Origin of the sequence: Kitasatospora sp. NBC_01560 (assembly GCF_045208415.1) — a bacterium.
GTDB lineage: Bacteria > Actinomycetota > Actinomycetes > Streptomycetales > Streptomycetaceae > Kitasatospora.
This window is the reverse complement of record NZ_CP109364.1, coordinates 7,012,049-7,027,318: the sequence shown is the minus strand read 5'-3', so window position 1 is coordinate 7,027,318 and position 15,270 is coordinate 7,012,049. Positions and strand designations below refer to the sequence as shown.

Here is a 15,270-nt window from a genome sequence, read left to right as displayed (position 1 = left end):
GGCACGCTTTCGAGACCCATGGGCCAGGCCCACACTCGACTGAAGTTCTCTGACCTGCACTTATTAACCATCCGCCCATTTCCGCACCCTCGTGGCGAGATTAAATCGTTATCAATCAGGGCGCCCAAAACGCTTGCCAAGAGCACTGACTGTTGGTCACTCGAACATTCGATCGAATAATGGAATACGTGACCGCCTCCGTCCCCTTCTCCCGTCCCGTCCGCCCTTCCGAGCACCCGGGCGACGCCGAACGCGCACCGCGCGAGTTGATGACGCTGCCCGGCGCCTCCCGGGACGTGCGTCGGTGGCGGCTGGTCGAGATCCGGCTCGGGGGCCAGTGGCGGCCCGGCATGCTGACGGTGTGGCGGCGCCCGCCCGGCAGCGCCGTGTGGGTGGTCCATGTGCAGTGGGGGGAGGGCGACAACGGGCCCGGCACCGAGAGGTGGGGGTGGTTCCTCTACAACCAGCAGACCATCCGGCCCGCGCCTGAGCCCAACGGCGCGCCCCCGTCCGGCGCGCCGCATTTCGGCCGGTGGCGGGATGCCGTCGTTGTGCCCTCCGAGCTGGCCGGCGAACCCGCCCCGGACGACGCAGACCGCTGCTGGCGCCTCGCGTGGGTTCGTGCCGGCGGCCAGTGGCGCTCTGGCCTGGTCACCGTACGACGCCAGCCTGGGCCGGGACTGCCCTGGATCGCCCGTGTCCGCCTGGGGGAGGACACGCAGTGGGCCTGGGTGGTGGCGGACGGCACCACCCTGCGCCCGGTCGACGCTCCGGGGCTGGACACCGGCCCCACGGCCGACACCGGCAGGCCGGCCAGGCCCAGCCAGGGGCCCACTCTGCCACCCGGCAGGGCGATGGAGGCCAACCCTTGATCTGGCCCGCCGGCTTCACCTACGTCCCACCCCGCCCCGCCCGTCACTGGCGCAGCCAGCGCACCAGCTCGGCCGTCGTCCCAACGATCCTGATGGTTTCGCGTGCCCGTCGGCGCTGGGACACGCCCACGTTCGGTGACTATCCGGCCTGATCGTGGACGCCGGTGGATGTTGCTGTAGGTGGGTGGAAGGGGGCCCGAAGGGGGCAACTCGGCGGCTGTATCCCCGCTCAGTCCCCGCAGGAGAACAAAGTAGGGCAAAACAAAGACCCATCGAAGGCCAGCGGCGCACCTCGAAAAGGCATCAAAAACAGAAAGAGCCAGGTCAGTTGGTGTCGGACCTGGCTCTCGGTGCTGTGGGCCGCCAGGGGCTCGAACCCTGAACCTACGGATTAAAAGTCCGCAGCTCTTGAGTTAGCCTCGACTCGACGTAGGGTGCCGACTGGCCAGCACTCCTTACGTTCGTCACGGAACGTAGCCGCGACTCCTCGCCTGCCATCGCTTTCAGGGTACTCCCGGGCCTTCGCCCGGCGCCCTGGCCGCGACCCACCAGGCAAGAGCGCCAGCTGCGGCATGCATCGCAGCCAGCACCGAGAAGCACCCCCCTCAACCCGGGGTGACCTGCGCAGACTCCCGGTGGCAGTGGGCCGTCCGCGGCGGTCACAGACATCCCGTCGCCTTCCACCCGGTGTGCCCGCCGGGTCTCGACGCGCCTCGAAGAACCTCACGTACGTACGGTCTGCCCCGTTCAGCACGCCGACCCCTGTTCCGCTCGTCCAGGCGGACAAGTGACTGTGGGCGTGCCCGGCCGAGCCCAAGCGGCTCCACCACCCCGCCAGAGGGAGACCATGTACGCCCGACCCCGCGTTCCCGCCGTAAGCCGGCTCTCGGTTCCGACCCCGACCGTCGCCGCCGACCCCGCGCACCAGCCCGATCCGGCAGCGGAGTTCGACCTCCTGCACAGCGGCTGGTACTCGACCGAGGAACTCGCCGCACTGTTGAAGGTCGACCCCTCGACCCTGCGGCGCTGGCGTTCTGCCACTCCCCCGCAGGGACCGCCCTTCGTGCAGATCGCGCCCCGGCTCTACCTGTACAGCATCCCCGACACCCAGGTGTGGCTCACCCAGAAGCGCACCGACCCATCCGAGGCAGCCTGAATGTCCGACCACACCCGGCTCGTCCCCATGGGTGTCGACCTCACCACCGACATCGAGCACCGCCCCGACCGCCGCCCACAGTTCCGCTACCGCGCCCGCGTGCGCTGGACAGACCCCAACGGCGGCGGCCGCAAGTCGGCTTCCTCCTCCGTCCCCACGGAGGAGGAAGCCGAGGCCTGGATCGCCCGCATGGAACGGGCCGCAGCACGCGGCATCACCCCCAAGACCCTCACCATGACCCTCACCGAGTACGGCGACGAGAACTGGGACCTGGCAATGCGCGGCCTGGAGACCACCACCCTCGACCCCTACACCGCCGGCTGGAAGCTGCGCGTCACCCCGGCCATCGGCCACATACCCGTCACCAGCATCACCAACGGCATCACCGACCGGGCCCTCCACTCATGGATCGCCGACGGGCTCAGCGTGTCGTCCGTCAAGAACAGTCTCGCCCCGCTCGTCCGCATCATGGAGCAGGCCGTCCGTGACGGCCTCATCGACTTCAACCCCTCACGGATGAGCGGCTGGCAGCGCCTCTACAAGAAAGCCGAGGACGAACTCGACGATCCCCGCTCCCTCGCCCTCGCCGACTGGGACGCCCTCGACGAACTCGCCAACGCCCTTGTCGAGCGCTCCCACAATCACTACCGCGGCTGGGGCGACATCGTCCGCTTCGCCGCCTGCACCGCCGCCCGCATCGGCGAGGTCTCGGGCGTGCGCGTCAAGGACATCAACCGCTTCGACTGGACCTGGGACCTGTGCCGCCAGACCACCACCGGCCCCGGCGGCCTCATCGACAAGGGCACCAAGGGCAAGCGGCGGCGCACCGTCCCCATCATCGAAGAGATCCGCGACCTCGTGAACTGGCGCATGAACGTGGTCGGCAACGACCCCATGGCCCGCCTCTTCACCGGGCCGCGCGGCGGCCGGATCACCACCGCCATCCTCCGCGACGCCACCCACTGGGACGAAGTCGTCGTCAGCCTCGGCTACGAGTACCTACGCCGGCACGACCTCCGGCACACCGGCCTCACCTGGTTCGCCGACGCCGGCGTCCCCATCCACGTCCTTCAGAAGATCGCAGGCCACGGCCACATCACCACGACCCAGCGCTACTTGCATCCGGACAAAAGCGCTATCGAGAACGCTGGCCGGACCCTCAGCAAGCACCTGGCAGCAGACCGGCAGCCGGCTCCTGATCTGCGCCAAGCAACCAACGCAGGCGCTTCGACCATGGCCGAGGCCCCCGTGCGCCACCTACGGCTGGTCCAGTAGGCCAGCCTGCTTGCGGGTCCTCCCAACTAGCCAGTAGGTCACCGCGCGCCACGGTAGTGGGCGGTGGCCGATCGCACCCGCGGTTTTCGGGCAACCAGTGGCACGAGGCCGGACCAGGTTGCGTCGGGCAGTGCGCTGGGCCGCTGCTGACCAGCCGATTGATCGTCAGTGGGTGTACGCGGAGGGCGTGATGCGGTTTCCGGTTACGATCCCGGCCACAACGGCCCTGTCAGTAATGGCTCCGGCGGGGAGGTGCTTAGTCGTCCAGACCAGCTCGTCGATCCGTCGGGTGCCGCTCGTGCTGGTTTTGGGTGTGAGGTCGAGGACCAAGAGCTGGCCGAAGGGCGCGTTGGTGTTGGAGTACTCCGCCGCTTGTGTCAGGTAGGCGTCCTCGATGTGCTCGCGGCTGTTGTCGTCGGGATCCTGCTTGATCTCGGTGAGGTACCGGAGGGAGCCGAATTGGACCAGGACGTCGGCGCGTCCCATCGCCACGTTCACGGGTTCGACGCTGACGGAGGCGTGCAGCTTCCCGTGTTCCAGCCAGTGGTGGAAGTCGCGTTGCAGGTCTCCTTCGACTGCCTTTCGTTGCCCTCGCTCGGGCTTGCGCCGGTAGTCGTACGGCGGATCGTCCTTCTTGCCAGGGCCGAAGAGCCCACTGCGACTGAGGTCAGCCCTACTCTTCAGAAACAGCAGGGTCTCCTCGACCAGGGCGCTGAACGTGTGTCGAACGTCGCCGATGAAGGCAGGGAAGGCGCTTAGCTCCCTGAGGATCTTGGTCAGGAGCGGGACGATCAGCGGGTCGGAGGCCTTGAGCCGCCCAACGTCGCTGTTGTACGCAAGGCCTTCGGCGGTGGCGAGTGCGGTGTCACTCAGCCCGGCGGAGAACTCCGACGCTCCGTCGAAGCCGAGGGTCTGCACGAGGGTAGGGGCGATTCGGTACAGACGCTCGGCCCCTCCAGGGTCCTCATCGCTGTCATCCTCAGTAGTCGATGAGCGAGGCACGCCAGGCTCGCTCGACGGCACGCGCGCGTCCACCCTGGCGAGGATGATCGACGCTGTCGCCTCGTCGAAGCCGCCTCCGGGATGCTCTTCCGGGCGTTCGGCAGCGCGGCGCAGCGCAGCGAGGAAAGACTGCTGACGCAAGAACCCGTCCTCGATGGCGGGCTCAACCAGTGCAGCGAGCCCTTCCATTCCCTCATTGTCACCGCCCACAGGGCGTACAGTGCGGGCCGCGCTGTACACGGAGAGAACCGTGTCCAGCGCCTCCCAGGAGTTCATCCAAACCGGCTGCTGGAGGTGTTCGGCCGCGGCACGCAACTGAAGCAGTAGTTTGGCCCAGCCGACCTCGGCGGCCAATCGCGGCTGAAGCCAAGCGGGCTGATGGGTGCCGAGCAGCCACGCGGTCCGCTGTTCCAGGGCGCGCTCGATCCGGTCAGCCGCCGAGCTGACCTTTCCCGCGTCGGCGGCAGTGAACCCAAGGACGGCGTCGCACACTGCGGTGTACGCCTCAGCGTCGTGCCGGGCCTCCTCGGCGGCGGCTGCGGTGGCGAAGTAGGTGCGTGCGCTGGTGAGCTCCGCGATGACGTTCGCAAGATCCCGAGAGGTCAGAGCGCTGCGGAGCCGGTCGCATCCGAGTTCGAAGAGCGCGTCGACGTCCGCGGCCTCGTCGTGGGAGAGCCGTTCCAGGATTGTGCGCAGAGTCGAGGCCACGGTGGTATCGGCGGACCAGCAGTCGAGCGCGACTCCGAGGATCCTCGGCAAGCGGTCGAGGAAGTCCTCGGGGCTGTCGGTCGGCAGCTCCTCAATTGTGTCCATCACCTTGTGGGGGGACACGGCCTTGGAGACCGCGAGGCGGACCGCGCCTTCCAGACGGGCAGCGGCGAGCAAAGGAGCGGTTTGCACGGCCTGCGGGAAGTCGTCAAGCAGGACTCTGTTCAGCGGCTTCGCCATGGCCTGGGTGGTGGCTGAGCTGGCCAGCAGAGTTTCCACGACGGACGTGAGTTGGAGCAGGCTTCGCTGACTGGCCAGTCCGGCCGGGAAGTTGCCAGCTGCGGCTTCCCAGCGGCCGTCGTTCAGGTCGTAGGCATGCACAATCGCTTCCGCCAGAAACGGCGCGAACGGGCCGGCGGCAACCTCGGCAACTTCGTCAACGACGGTCTCAAGTGGTAGCGCCACGGCGGAGAAGCTGATCGGCTGCCCGCTGCCCGCCAGGGCGCTCAGACGTTCGGCGAGCTGCACCATGGCGGCTGGTCCCCTCCCTGTGCGGCTGCGGTGGCCCTCACCATAGAGGCTTACCGTCTGTCGCCTCGAGTACGCTCCCCTTCACCTTCTCGTCCTTAAACAGGTCCGGGTCGGCTGTCGTCACCAGGATCTGCAGGTTCTCAGCCACGGCCAGAGCCGAGAGCTCTCGGACGAGCGTGTGCGCGTCGAGGTCCTGGACCTCTTCGGCTTTAGGGCTGTCGATCAGGAGCAGGCCAGGGTGCGTCGACAGCTTCTTTGCCGCACCGACGCGGAGGAGTGCGATAGCCACCGCGATGCGCAAGCGAAGCCTCGCACCGGCGCTCTGATCCCCGAATCCATCGGTGACGCCGCCGTCCTGGGTGACCTTGAGATGTGCGGCCCGATCGATCTCGACCCGCTCCAGCGAGGTCATCCCGAACCGGCGGCCTAGCTCGGCGATCTCCTTGTTCAGGTCGACAAAGACCTCGGCGGCAGCGTTCTTACTCTCCTCTTCTAGGATCTTGTCCGCAGCTTTGAGGACCTTGATCGCCGTCTCCTCGACCGGGTCGACCTTGGCCGGCGCCAGCTCGGGGTAAACGCTCAGAGCGCCCTCGAGGCGGAGCACTCGTTCCTGGGCGGCCACCCATTCCGGCAGATTGGCCGCAGAGCGGGCAAGCCGTAGCCGGTCTTCCATCGCCGCCAGCTCAATGATCAACCGTCCCCGTTCAGCCTCCGCTCGGTCGAGCTCCTGCCGCACCAGCCTCTCGGCTTCCGTGCTGGCTTCCAGCCGGGCCTCTGCCTCAGCCTTGACCTCCTCCGGGGCATCATCCGGACCATCAACGCGCCGGGAGCAGACTGCGCACGCGTGAGCTTCCCGTTCCCCGCGACGACGTTCCTCCTCGATCTCCTGATCACAGCGTGGGCACGCCTTGGGGTCGAGGCCGTGGAACAACAGGCGGGCGGTGGCGCTCTCCGTTACATCGTTTAGTTGCCGCTCATTTCGCTGCCGTTCGCTTCGCGCGCGCCTGTACCTCTGCAGCAGGTCAGTGCATTCCTGCTGGGCATCTGCCACAAGGCCAGCAAGGTTGACAGCCCGGCTCGCGAGATCGGCCAGGCTCTCATCTCCGCCCGGGCTGACGGGGGCCACCGTCTGGAGATGCGCGATCGCCTGGTCCAGCTCCTGCTGAAGCTCCTCCCGTTTGCCCTTCTGCTGAGCGGCAGCCGACGCCTCCGCGGTCAGGCGGGTCTTGCGAGTTGCAACGCGAACGCCAAGGGCGGTCTTTACGCGGGTGAGTGCGGCCGCCGCAGGAAGGTCAAGGAACACCTGCAGCAATCGGCCGGGCAGTCCGGCGGCCGCATGATCCCCAAGAAGCGCCTTGTCTCCACCTGCTGGCAGGTACAGCGCCCCGAAATAAGCGGGCCATCCGTGAGTCTGGGTTCCGGTCTCCTTGTACGTGCTGACCAGCGGGTGCAGATCGAGGCGGTCCATCATGAAGGCTTGGATCTGTTCGGCAAAGCTTTCGGTACTCTGGGCCCGCAGCACGGCCGAGATCTCGCGTGCGGGGTCGGCCTCCCGCGTGGACGCCAGTGCGGCTACGTTGGGGCCAGCCAGCACGACGGCCGACACGATCTCTCCGGCGACAATATCGAGTCGAAACCCCAGAGGTTGTCCTGCGATCTCCGCATCGAGGTCGAGGGTGCTGAGCCAGTCCCGGACGCTGGTTCGCAGATTGCGAGGGGCGCCTCGCAAGCACCAGGTCACCAGCTCTAGAACGCTGGTCTTGCCGCGGAAATTGGACGCCACCAGTCCCGTCAGCCCGGGGGAGAACACCAGTGGAGTGTCGAACGGGCCGGGTTCCACGGATCCAGCTCGCACGCCTGCCACCCTAAGACGGTGGACCCGAAGGCCCCTTGGTCGCGCTGGCGTCGAGACGAGCGGAAGCCCATGAGTGGCGAACACATCTCGCACGTCTTCAACGGGTACGCTCGCGCTCGCTGCGATTCGCGATTCCAGCAGTCCGTCTGACCCGTTCATGCTTCCACCGCCGCTGAATCGTCCGCTTCCAATGCCCGAAGCCTTGCAAGTCGAGCTCGGGCCCGACCACTCACTGAGCCGATCCTTGAGCCCATCTCTGCCTCGGCATACTCCCTCTGCAGGTATTGGCGGGCCTTGAGTTCACTACCGCCGGATTCGCCGGCCAGGGCCAGCACCAACTTCACCCGATCGACGTAGTACTGGAACACCGGGTACGTGCTGGTGATCTCAGCCGCAACGGCACGACCACTCGGCATCAGGAAGTAGTCGTGCTGGCGAACCCGCTGAACGGTGCCACGTCGCCGCCGTATGACTAAGCCGGCACTCCGTAGCACCGCCAAGGCGTCCTCCAGGGGCTCGTAGGCTCCGAAGTGATGGCGCAGCATGGGGTAACAGCGGACTTCAGGCTCCTCGGAGTTGAGAATTTCCTCGGCTCTCGTCAGCAGCTGCAGTTCACCGCTGCTCTCATAGTCAGTGAGCAGTTCATCAGCAAGGTAATCCGGGTTGCGAAGCCAGAAGTCCAACTTCTGCAGCTTCACTTGAGCGCGCACCACGCCGACAGCACCCGCCAGCCCAGGATCGGCCAGATCGACCTGACTGGGTGGATCGCACGCACCGTCAATCAGCAGCAGGATGCGCACAGCGTCCTGTTCGCGACTCGTCACGGGAACAGGAAGCTCCACTGGAGGCTGGTCGTGATCCACCGCGCCAGAGTAGCTTCTAGTGGCCGCATCCGACCCCAGCGTAATGAGATCGAACTAGACCGCAAGCCAAACCGCAGCCTGGCCCTGGGGTGACTAGCTTGTATCGGCGTACGACGCGGCGCACGACGTGCCGCGCCTCAGCCCCAGCAACGGGCGGCAGGACTCGCCCACTATCGAGAGAGGCGGGCGGGGCGACGCATACCGCTGAGATACCGGCGAGGCCGCTACGGCATCGGCCCTTGCACCCGTCGCCTGGTAGCGGAGCATGCCCTCGAAGCCCTGAATCGCTGGTCCCTGCATGGTCCCCAGCAAGATCATCTAGCCGTCCACTCGTGGCGGCCTCCGGCCCTGACGATGCATAAGCAAAAAGGCCGCTGACCTGGGCATCAACCCGGCCAACGGCCTTCCGACATCACTGTCGGGACGACAGGATTTGAACCTGCGACCCCTTGACCCCCAGTCAAGGGGTTCAATTATTGTCGGCAGCCGAGACCTCAAGGTCTCGGCTTCCTTGTTGCTCAACCACCGTGAGGAACACGTGCGTTGGCGGTTTTCGACGAGCGCGAAACGGCAAAGAGCTGACAGTTTGCCAATGTTTACTTTGTGCACGAGCGTCCGTTTTCGCCCATCAGCGTTCATGAGCGCTCATCGGGTGTGGTCCCAAAATGGTCCCCGAGCTGACCACCCCGCCGCGGCTACTGCCGGTGACCGAGATCTGTCGGGCCTTCAGCAAATACCGCCGTGCGATACCGACAGCCGTTGCGTCGACGGCGCTGGCCGGCTCGCAGGTCCGGCTCCAGCGAGCAGATCATGGTCCCCTACCCAACGACTACGGACCGTGATCTTCCGGGCGGTGTGTCGTCTTGAGCGTGTCTTCGCCGTCTGGTTCTGAGTGCTTCGCGCACCGCCCCGCACGCTCTGCCGCCACACCCGACACAGCAGCCACTCTTGCCCCAGAGGCACCACCCAGTCCGAGAGAAGGGGAAGCTCATGGGACAGCGTGCGCAGCGTGGTCGGGTGTACCGGCGGTGTGGTTGTTCGGACGGGCACGGGAGGCAGTTGGGTCCGTGGTGTGTGCGGTTGTTGGAGGATGCGGGTCACGGGTCGTGGACGTACTGCGTCGACCTGGCCCCGCAGGACGGGAAGCGAAAGACCCGCCGGCGCGGCGGGTTCGCCACCCGCGCCGAGGCGGCCCGCGAGATGAAGGCGGTGCTGAACGGTGAGCTGCGTGGGGTGTACGAGGACCGGCGGGTCACGGTGGCGAGCTTCCTGCGGCAGTGGCTGGCCGCGAAGAAGGAGGAGCTCGCGCCGAACACCTACGCCGGCTACGAGGCGTGCGTGGAGCGGGACCTCATCCCCGCCTTCGGCCACTACCGACTGCCCGACCTTCGCCCCAAGCACATCGAGCGCTGGATCACCGCCCAGCGCAAGACCAAGCGCGGCAAGGTCACCGTCTACCGGATCGTCTCTACCCTGCGCAACGCCCTCAACCACGCGGTGCGCGCCTGGGGGCTGCGCTACAACCCCGCCAAGCACTCCGTCCCCGCCCGGCCCCGCGCCGCCGAGCGCACCTGCTGGACCCCCGACGAGGCCGCGACGTTCCTGCGTCACGGCGCGGAGTACTACGCCGATCAACTGACCGACCTTTTCGAGGTGATGCTCGGCACCGGCATGCGCCGCGGCGAGGTCCTCGCCCTGCACTGGTCGGACGTCCACCTCATGGACCGCAAGCTCTACGTCCGCTGGACCCTCGCCGCCATCGACAACGGGACGATCCACCTCCGCGAACCGAAAACCGAGGCCAGCCGCGCCTGGATCAGCCTCTCCCCCAGAGTCATGGCCACCCTCCACCGCCAGGCCGCCCTCCAGATGAACGCCAACCCCACCGGCCGGCTGGAGGGCCTGGTCTTCGCCCGACCGGGCGGTACACCGCTGCGCCCCCAGTGGGTCCTCGACCAGCTCCGCAAGCGCACCGCCGAACTCGAACTCCCCCGGATCGGCCTCCACGACCTGCGGCACACCGCCGCCAGCATCATGATCGCCGAAAGCATCCCCATCGCGATCGTGTCCAAGACCCTGCGCCACGCCACCCTCGCCACCACCATCAACCTCTACGGCCACCTCCTCAAGGACTCCGCCGACCAGGCCGTCAACGCCCTCGCCCGAGCCCTCGACCGGGCCCAATCAGGCCAGCTCCAGGAACTCCCCCGGGGCGGCGATGACATGCCACTGGCGGCGTAGCCGCGGTGGCACCCACCGGCTCTTGAGCAGGTGCGTCGGAGCGGCCCACTGCCACACGGGATGACCGTCTTGCGGGCCGGAGGGGATCGAGCTGCCCTCCGGCCCCGCCGGCGGTAGTGACCGTCGGTCAGCGGCGGAAGCCGCAGTGGGAAGCACGGGTGTTGACGTTTCCGAACGACTCGACCCAAGCCTGCGCTGCGCAGGTCACCCACGCCGCACCAGGCCATCCCGAGGCCCGCGAACTCCAGCGAATATCCGACGCCCCTTCGGAATTCGCTCGACTTCCGCACCTGGCGGTCGCGCCTACGACCCCGCTGGCTGGCCCGGTCCGCTGAGTGCGGGGCGGGGCGACTCCTGCTGACCACGGGAGGTGATCGCTCGGAACGGCGTGCCACCAGAAGCGCTCGTCTGCCTGCGTCGACGTACCGGACGCGGGCGGTCCTCGCCGGAGGATGGACCAAAACAGAGCACCTGTGAGCACGCTTAGTTAGATGTCGGTCGAGATCAGCCGACTCCGAACGCAGACGCCACGAGGCAGTGACGATGAGGCCGTTGAGAACTACGCAGGAGGCCCTATGGACGGCGCAGGAACCCCGATGGAGCGCATGCGCGCGCTGGATCACCTCAGTCCCTTGGACGCTGCGAAGGCGTGGGGTGTCCCCAAGCCGGCGCTGAAGAACGCCGCGGAGCAGATCCGCCAGATCCGAGCGGGAACGGACCGTTCGCTGGCCCGTGACAGGCCGCGCTGTCCCGAGCCGGTCGCTTCGTTCTACGGCTTCCCCTGCAAGGTCCCGGTCGAGGCCGGGATGGAGGTCTGCTACCAGCACCGGCGGGTGAAGGCCAACCCTGGCGCGGACGTTGCCTCCTATGCTTTGGCGGCCGTGCAGGCGCACGCGAGTTGGGAAGAACTGCGCGAGAGCATCCGGAGCCTGGACAAGCGCGCGCTGCAGAGCGAACGTCTGCGGCTCTTCCGCGCCTTCGAGGCCAAGGCCCCGATGACCGAAGAGGACTACCGGCTCGCTTCCCTGCTCCTGCCCTCCGAGGATCCGGCTACGCAGGCTCGGCGCGCCCTGGGCTTGCCCGGGCCCAACGACGGAATCGGTGACGGGGCCCGCCTGCGCGGACTCGGCGTACTCCTCGCGGCCGCGGAGGCTGCCGCGCTCGATCTGCCCACCGGACTATCCGAGTCCAAGAACAAGCCCAAGGCTCCCCCGGCCAACGACAAAGCCAAGAGCGGCGGACCCCTCCTGTACTCGATCACGGAGGCCGCGAAGCGCCTGGGCGTGGGCGTGGCATGGCTGCGCTCCGAGTCGGCCGCCGGCCGGGTGCCGTACCGGGAGATCGGCAGCCACCGCATGTTCAGCGAGGACGACCTTGCTCAGATCGTGAAGGACGCCTACCGGCCCAGCAACGGAAGGACCCGCGGCCGGCGCTGGTGAGGATCCATCTTCTCCGCGCCTGCCCCGTCACGCGTAAGGGTCGCGCAGCGGCCGAGGCTCACGGACACCGCGTGTGATCTCCTCCGGGAGGTCTGGGCCTGCGAGGTAGTAGCGGCCCTGGGCCTCACCCTTCGCGGCGAGCCAGCCGACGCGGACGAGCTCGCGAATGTCACGCTGAGCCTGCTGCTCACTCAGTTCGGCGTCGGCCTGGTACGTGGCCCGGCGCAGGCGGTTGCCCATGGCCGCGGGGTAGAGGGCGTAGAGCATACGGTCGGGCCAGCCACGCTGCTCGATGGCGGCGTCGAGGGCGGTCCAGACCTCGCGGGTACTGTTCACCTGCCGCTCGACACTCTGGGCCTGCTGGTGGTGGGCGCGCAGGCAGAACCGGACCCACCGGAGGGTGCCCCGCTCGGGGGTCCATGCGGGGCCGCCGACCTCACCGAGGACGTCGTAGTAGCGGTAGGTGTTGCGGGCCCGGCCGAGCCATTCCTCGATGCTGGAGAACTCCGGCGCCATGATCCCTTCCCTCGCGAGGACCAGGGTGTGCAGCGCGCGGGACATCCGCCCGTTGCCGTCCGACCAGGGGTGGATCGCGACCAGGTTGAGGTGCGCCATCGACGCCCGTACCAGTCCGGGCGCGTCGAGGTCGCCCTCGTCCAGCCACTCCACCAGCTCTCCGGTGAGCACCGGTACCAGGTCGGCATCCGGCGCGGTATAGGCCGCGATGGTGGGATCCTCGGCGGACGTGACGTACACCGGTCCGGCTCGCCACCAGCCCGGGCGCTTGGCCAGATGGTGGCCCTGCATCATGAAGTGCAGCGCGTTGAGCAGCCCCTTGCTGTACGCGAAGTCCTCACCGGCCTCCGCCAGGCGCTGGATGTACGTCATCGCCTGCCGATAGCCCTCGATCTCGACCGCGACGGTGTCGCTCGCCTCGATCGGGGCCTCGCCGACCATGATGTCCTCGACATCCGACACACTCGCCGCGTAGCCCTCGATCGTGTTCGACCCGGCGATCGCCCGCGCCGTCAGGTTGCGCCGCAGTTGCCCCTCCCATCGCCGGGGCGTGCGCAGATGCAGGCGCAGCCGATCCCGCATGTCCTCGATCTCCGCGAGGACAGTCAAGTCGGCGTCTTCGAGTTCAGGCAACGAGTACAGCACGACCCAATGACACCATCATGGGATCATCGCGTCAAGCAGTGGCAGCGATCGCTGGCCCACGTTCCCGCCGTGCTCGGCGAAGAGCTGACCGTCCTGCCCGAAGCCAGCAGATCAGCAGCCCTACCCGCCGGCCACAGAACCTGATCTTCGAGACGGCGTGTCGTCTTGAGCGTGTCCGTCCCTGACCAGCACCTTCGCGCTTTCGTGCCCCGCCTCGCGCGCTCTTCCGCCACGCCAGACGGGACGGCGCCTCTTGATCCCGGGACCACCAGTCCGAGAGAAAGGGAAAGCCCATGGGACAGCGTGCGCAGTGGGGTCGGGTGTACCGGCGGTGTGGTTGTACGGACGGGAACAGGAAGCAGTTGGGGCCTTGGTGTCCGCGGCTGGCCGAAGACACCAAGCACGGGACGTGGACGTACGCCGTCGATCTCGCGCGGGAGGAGGGCCGGCGCCGCGTCCGGCGCCGGGGCGGGTTCGCCAGCCGTGCCGAGGCGGCGTGGGAGATGGCGACGGTGCCGGACAGTGAGCTGCGCGCGCCGAGACCAGCTCTTGAGCAGGTTCGGCAGGGGTGCAGCATCACGCGATCACAGAAATGTGACCATCTGCGGGCCGGTGGGGCTCAGGTTGCCCTCCGGCCCGCAGGTTGCCGTGCCGTCAGTCAGCGGCGGAAGCCGCGGTGGGGATCGCGGGCTTCGACGTTGTCGAACGGCTCGAACCAGACCGCCGGTCGCAGGTCACCGATGCCGAACTGGCGATTGACGTCGCCGTCGGGGTCCTCGATGCCGTCGAACCGGGGGCTGTAGAGCATCAGGACGTCGGAGTCCTGGAAGAGCAGGTCCTTGCAGGCGTCGAAGTCGTAGTCGTCGTCATGGACGGGGAGCTTGCGGTGCGGGCTGCCCTCGTTGTCATCGACGTCGTCGAGGTAGCCGGGTGCTTCGCCGAGTGCCAGGTGCAGGGCGAGTTCTTCGGCGGTGCACGTCGGTTCGGGCCAGTGGCCGTGTTCGAGGTCGTCGGCCAGGTCGTCGAGGGCCCTGGCCATGCGGCGGCGCCACTGGAAGTCGCAGCCGCGGGTGAGCTTGGGCAGGCGGGCGAAGAACTCCCAGTCGCCGTTCTCCTCGGCTGCGACGGGCCGGTCCCCCAGGGCTTCGGCTTCGTCGTAGGCCTGGCCCGCCAGCACGGTCAGCGCCGTGTGCAGGAGGTCGGCCGTGCGCGGGGTCAGCTGCCAGCCGCAGTCCCCGCACTCCTCGCCGCCGCAGTCGTGCTCGGTCACCGAGAACAGAGTGGCGAAGTCCGGGATGTCCCCCCACGCCGTGCCGATCGACCGCTTGTCGGTCTCCTGGGCGGAAAGGCGCCATCCGGTGCCGAACTCGGCGATCACGGGCTCGGCACTCCAGTCGGCGACCTCGTCCCCGTCCTCGATCCGCAACTGATAGCCGGCGCTCTGGTCGGTGACATTGTCGGCGCCGTCGATCACTTCGTCGTAGCGGCTGAGATGCATGACCGCGCCGACGATGTCGTCCGGGTCGTCCCCGTCCAGCTCCGTCGCGGGAAGGGGTGTCCACCCCTGCGTCGTGGCGGTCTTCACCAGCAGCTCGCGGTCGTGGACGTGGTACTCGCGCAGGGTGGTGATCTGCACGACCGGACCGGGAAGGTCCCGGAGGCGCGCGTCATGCGGGGTTCGGGACTCCCGGGGTCCGAGGTCGCCGTCCTCGTCCTCCTCCTCCCGCGCGGCCTCCTCCGGCTGCCGAGGCCAGTCGATGAGCGTTCCGGCACCTGCGGGCCAGGTCCGGGCGAGCGCGTGCGTGACGGCCTGGCGGAGGGAAGCGGCCGGCGCGTCGGGAAGCTGCGCACACAACTCCTCCACCGGCGCCGCCCGCCACACCTTCGTGGTGGAGGCAAGCGCACTCTGCAACAACTGTGCTACCTGGTAGGCAAGTTCGCTGCCACGACAGGTCAGTACGGCCTGGAGCGAAGCGGGCCCAGCGCTATGACTCACGAGTGCCACGACCCGGCTCTTGCTGGGCGTGTGCTCACAGAGGAAGTTCTGCGGAACGGCGGTGGCCGTCGGGACAGGCATGCGGAAAGCTCCGATGTGAAATGGGCGCACGGCCGGGCGTGCGCTCGGTGACGATGGAGTTCCGCTGGTGGGCGCGCTACGAACGCTCCC

At 67.8% G+C, this 15,270-nt stretch carries 10 protein-coding genes and 2 tRNA genes; 5 read left to right on the top strand and 7 right to left on the bottom strand.

Translation table 11 applies throughout. The features are described from left to right. The first annotated feature begins 188 nt into the window (after positions 1-188). Entirely contained in the window at positions 189-872 is a 684-nt protein-coding gene (locus tag OH807_RS30455; RefSeq protein ID WP_406205188.1) for a hypothetical protein, read from the top strand. Between the two features lie 356 nt (positions 873-1,228). Here OH807_RS30455 and OH807_RS30450 read toward each other — a convergent pair. Beyond that, positions 1,229-1,324: transfer RNA gene (locus OH807_RS30450), tRNA-Lys, on the bottom strand. 395 nt (positions 1,325-1,719) lie between these two features. Between OH807_RS30450 and OH807_RS30445 the strand changes: the two genes are divergently transcribed. Further along, positions 1,720-2,028 (top strand): helix-turn-helix domain-containing protein, encoded by a 309-nt coding sequence (locus OH807_RS30445; protein WP_406205186.1) that lies wholly within the window; start codon positions 1,720-1,722, stop codon positions 2,026-2,028. After that, a complete protein-coding gene (locus OH807_RS30440) occupies positions 2,029-3,303 on the top strand; it encodes a tyrosine-type recombinase/integrase (protein ID WP_406205183.1) in 1,275 nt (424 codons plus the stop codon). It begins immediately after the preceding gene. 165 nt (positions 3,304-3,468) lie between these two features. On the opposite strand, the gene OH807_RS30435 is transcribed toward OH807_RS30440, so the two are convergent. The 4 genes from OH807_RS30435 to OH807_RS30420 form a co-directional block, all read right to left on the bottom strand. Next, positions 3,469-5,544, bottom strand: coding sequence for a hypothetical protein (locus OH807_RS30435; RefSeq protein ID WP_406205180.1), 2,076 nt, complete (start codon positions 5,542-5,544; stop codon positions 3,469-3,471). A 37-nt stretch (positions 5,545-5,581) separates the two neighbouring features. Beyond that, positions 5,582-7,354: a hypothetical protein gene (locus tag OH807_RS30430; protein WP_406205177.1), complete on the bottom strand. Its 1,773-nt coding sequence runs from the start codon at positions 7,352-7,354 to the stop codon at positions 5,582-5,584. 200 nt (positions 7,355-7,554) lie between these two features. Continuing rightward, the gene (locus tag OH807_RS30425; RefSeq protein ID WP_406205174.1) at positions 7,555-8,262 is read right to left on the bottom strand and encodes a hypothetical protein; all 708 of its coding nucleotides are present in this window, start codon (positions 8,260-8,262) and stop codon (positions 7,555-7,557) included. Between the two features lie 418 nt (positions 8,263-8,680). Continuing rightward, positions 8,681-8,790, bottom strand: a tRNA-Pro gene (locus OH807_RS30420). A gap of 552 nt (positions 8,791-9,342) precedes the next feature. On the opposite strand from OH807_RS30420, the gene OH807_RS30415 reads away from it, so the two are divergent. Next, positions 9,343-10,503 carry a tyrosine-type recombinase/integrase gene (locus OH807_RS30415; RefSeq protein WP_406205171.1) on the top strand — a complete coding sequence of 387 codons (1,161 nt, stop codon included), beginning with the start codon at positions 9,343-9,345 and terminating at the stop codon, positions 10,501-10,503. Positions 10,504-11,099: 596 nt separating this feature from the next. Next, the gene (locus OH807_RS30410) at positions 11,100-11,942 is read left to right on the top strand and encodes a helix-turn-helix domain-containing protein (RefSeq protein WP_266313580.1); all 843 of its coding nucleotides are present in this window, start codon (positions 11,100-11,102) and stop codon (positions 11,940-11,942) included. 27 nt (positions 11,943-11,969) lie between these two features. Here the strand turns inward: OH807_RS30410 and OH807_RS30405 are convergent, their stop codons facing one another. Continuing rightward, positions 11,970-13,067, bottom strand: a complete 1,098-nt coding sequence (locus OH807_RS30405; protein WP_406205168.1) for a Fic family protein — start codon at positions 13,065-13,067, stop codon at positions 11,970-11,972. Positions 13,068-13,761: 694 nt separating this feature from the next. Then, positions 13,762-15,015, bottom strand: coding sequence for a hypothetical protein (locus tag OH807_RS30400; RefSeq protein ID WP_266313578.1), 1,254 nt, complete (start codon positions 15,013-15,015; stop codon positions 13,762-13,764). Positions 15,016-15,270 lie beyond the last annotated feature (255 nt).

Bases quoted from the DNA above. Each gene is read 5' to 3' on its own strand.
- OH807_RS30440 (WP_406205183.1), top strand. From the start codon at position 2,029: ATGTCCGACCACACCCGGCTCGTCCCCATGGGTGTCGACCTCACCACC.
- OH807_RS30445 (WP_406205186.1), top strand. From the start codon at position 1,720: ATGTACGCCCGACCCCGCGTTCCCGCCGTAAGCCGGCTCTCGGTTCCG.
- OH807_RS30435 (WP_406205180.1), bottom strand. From the start codon at position 5,544: ATGGTGCAGCTCGCCGAACGTCTGAGCGCCCTGGCGGGCAGCGGGCAG.
- OH807_RS30410 (WP_266313580.1), top strand. From the start codon at position 11,100: ATGGAGCGCATGCGCGCGCTGGATCACCTCAGTCCCTTGGACGCTGCG.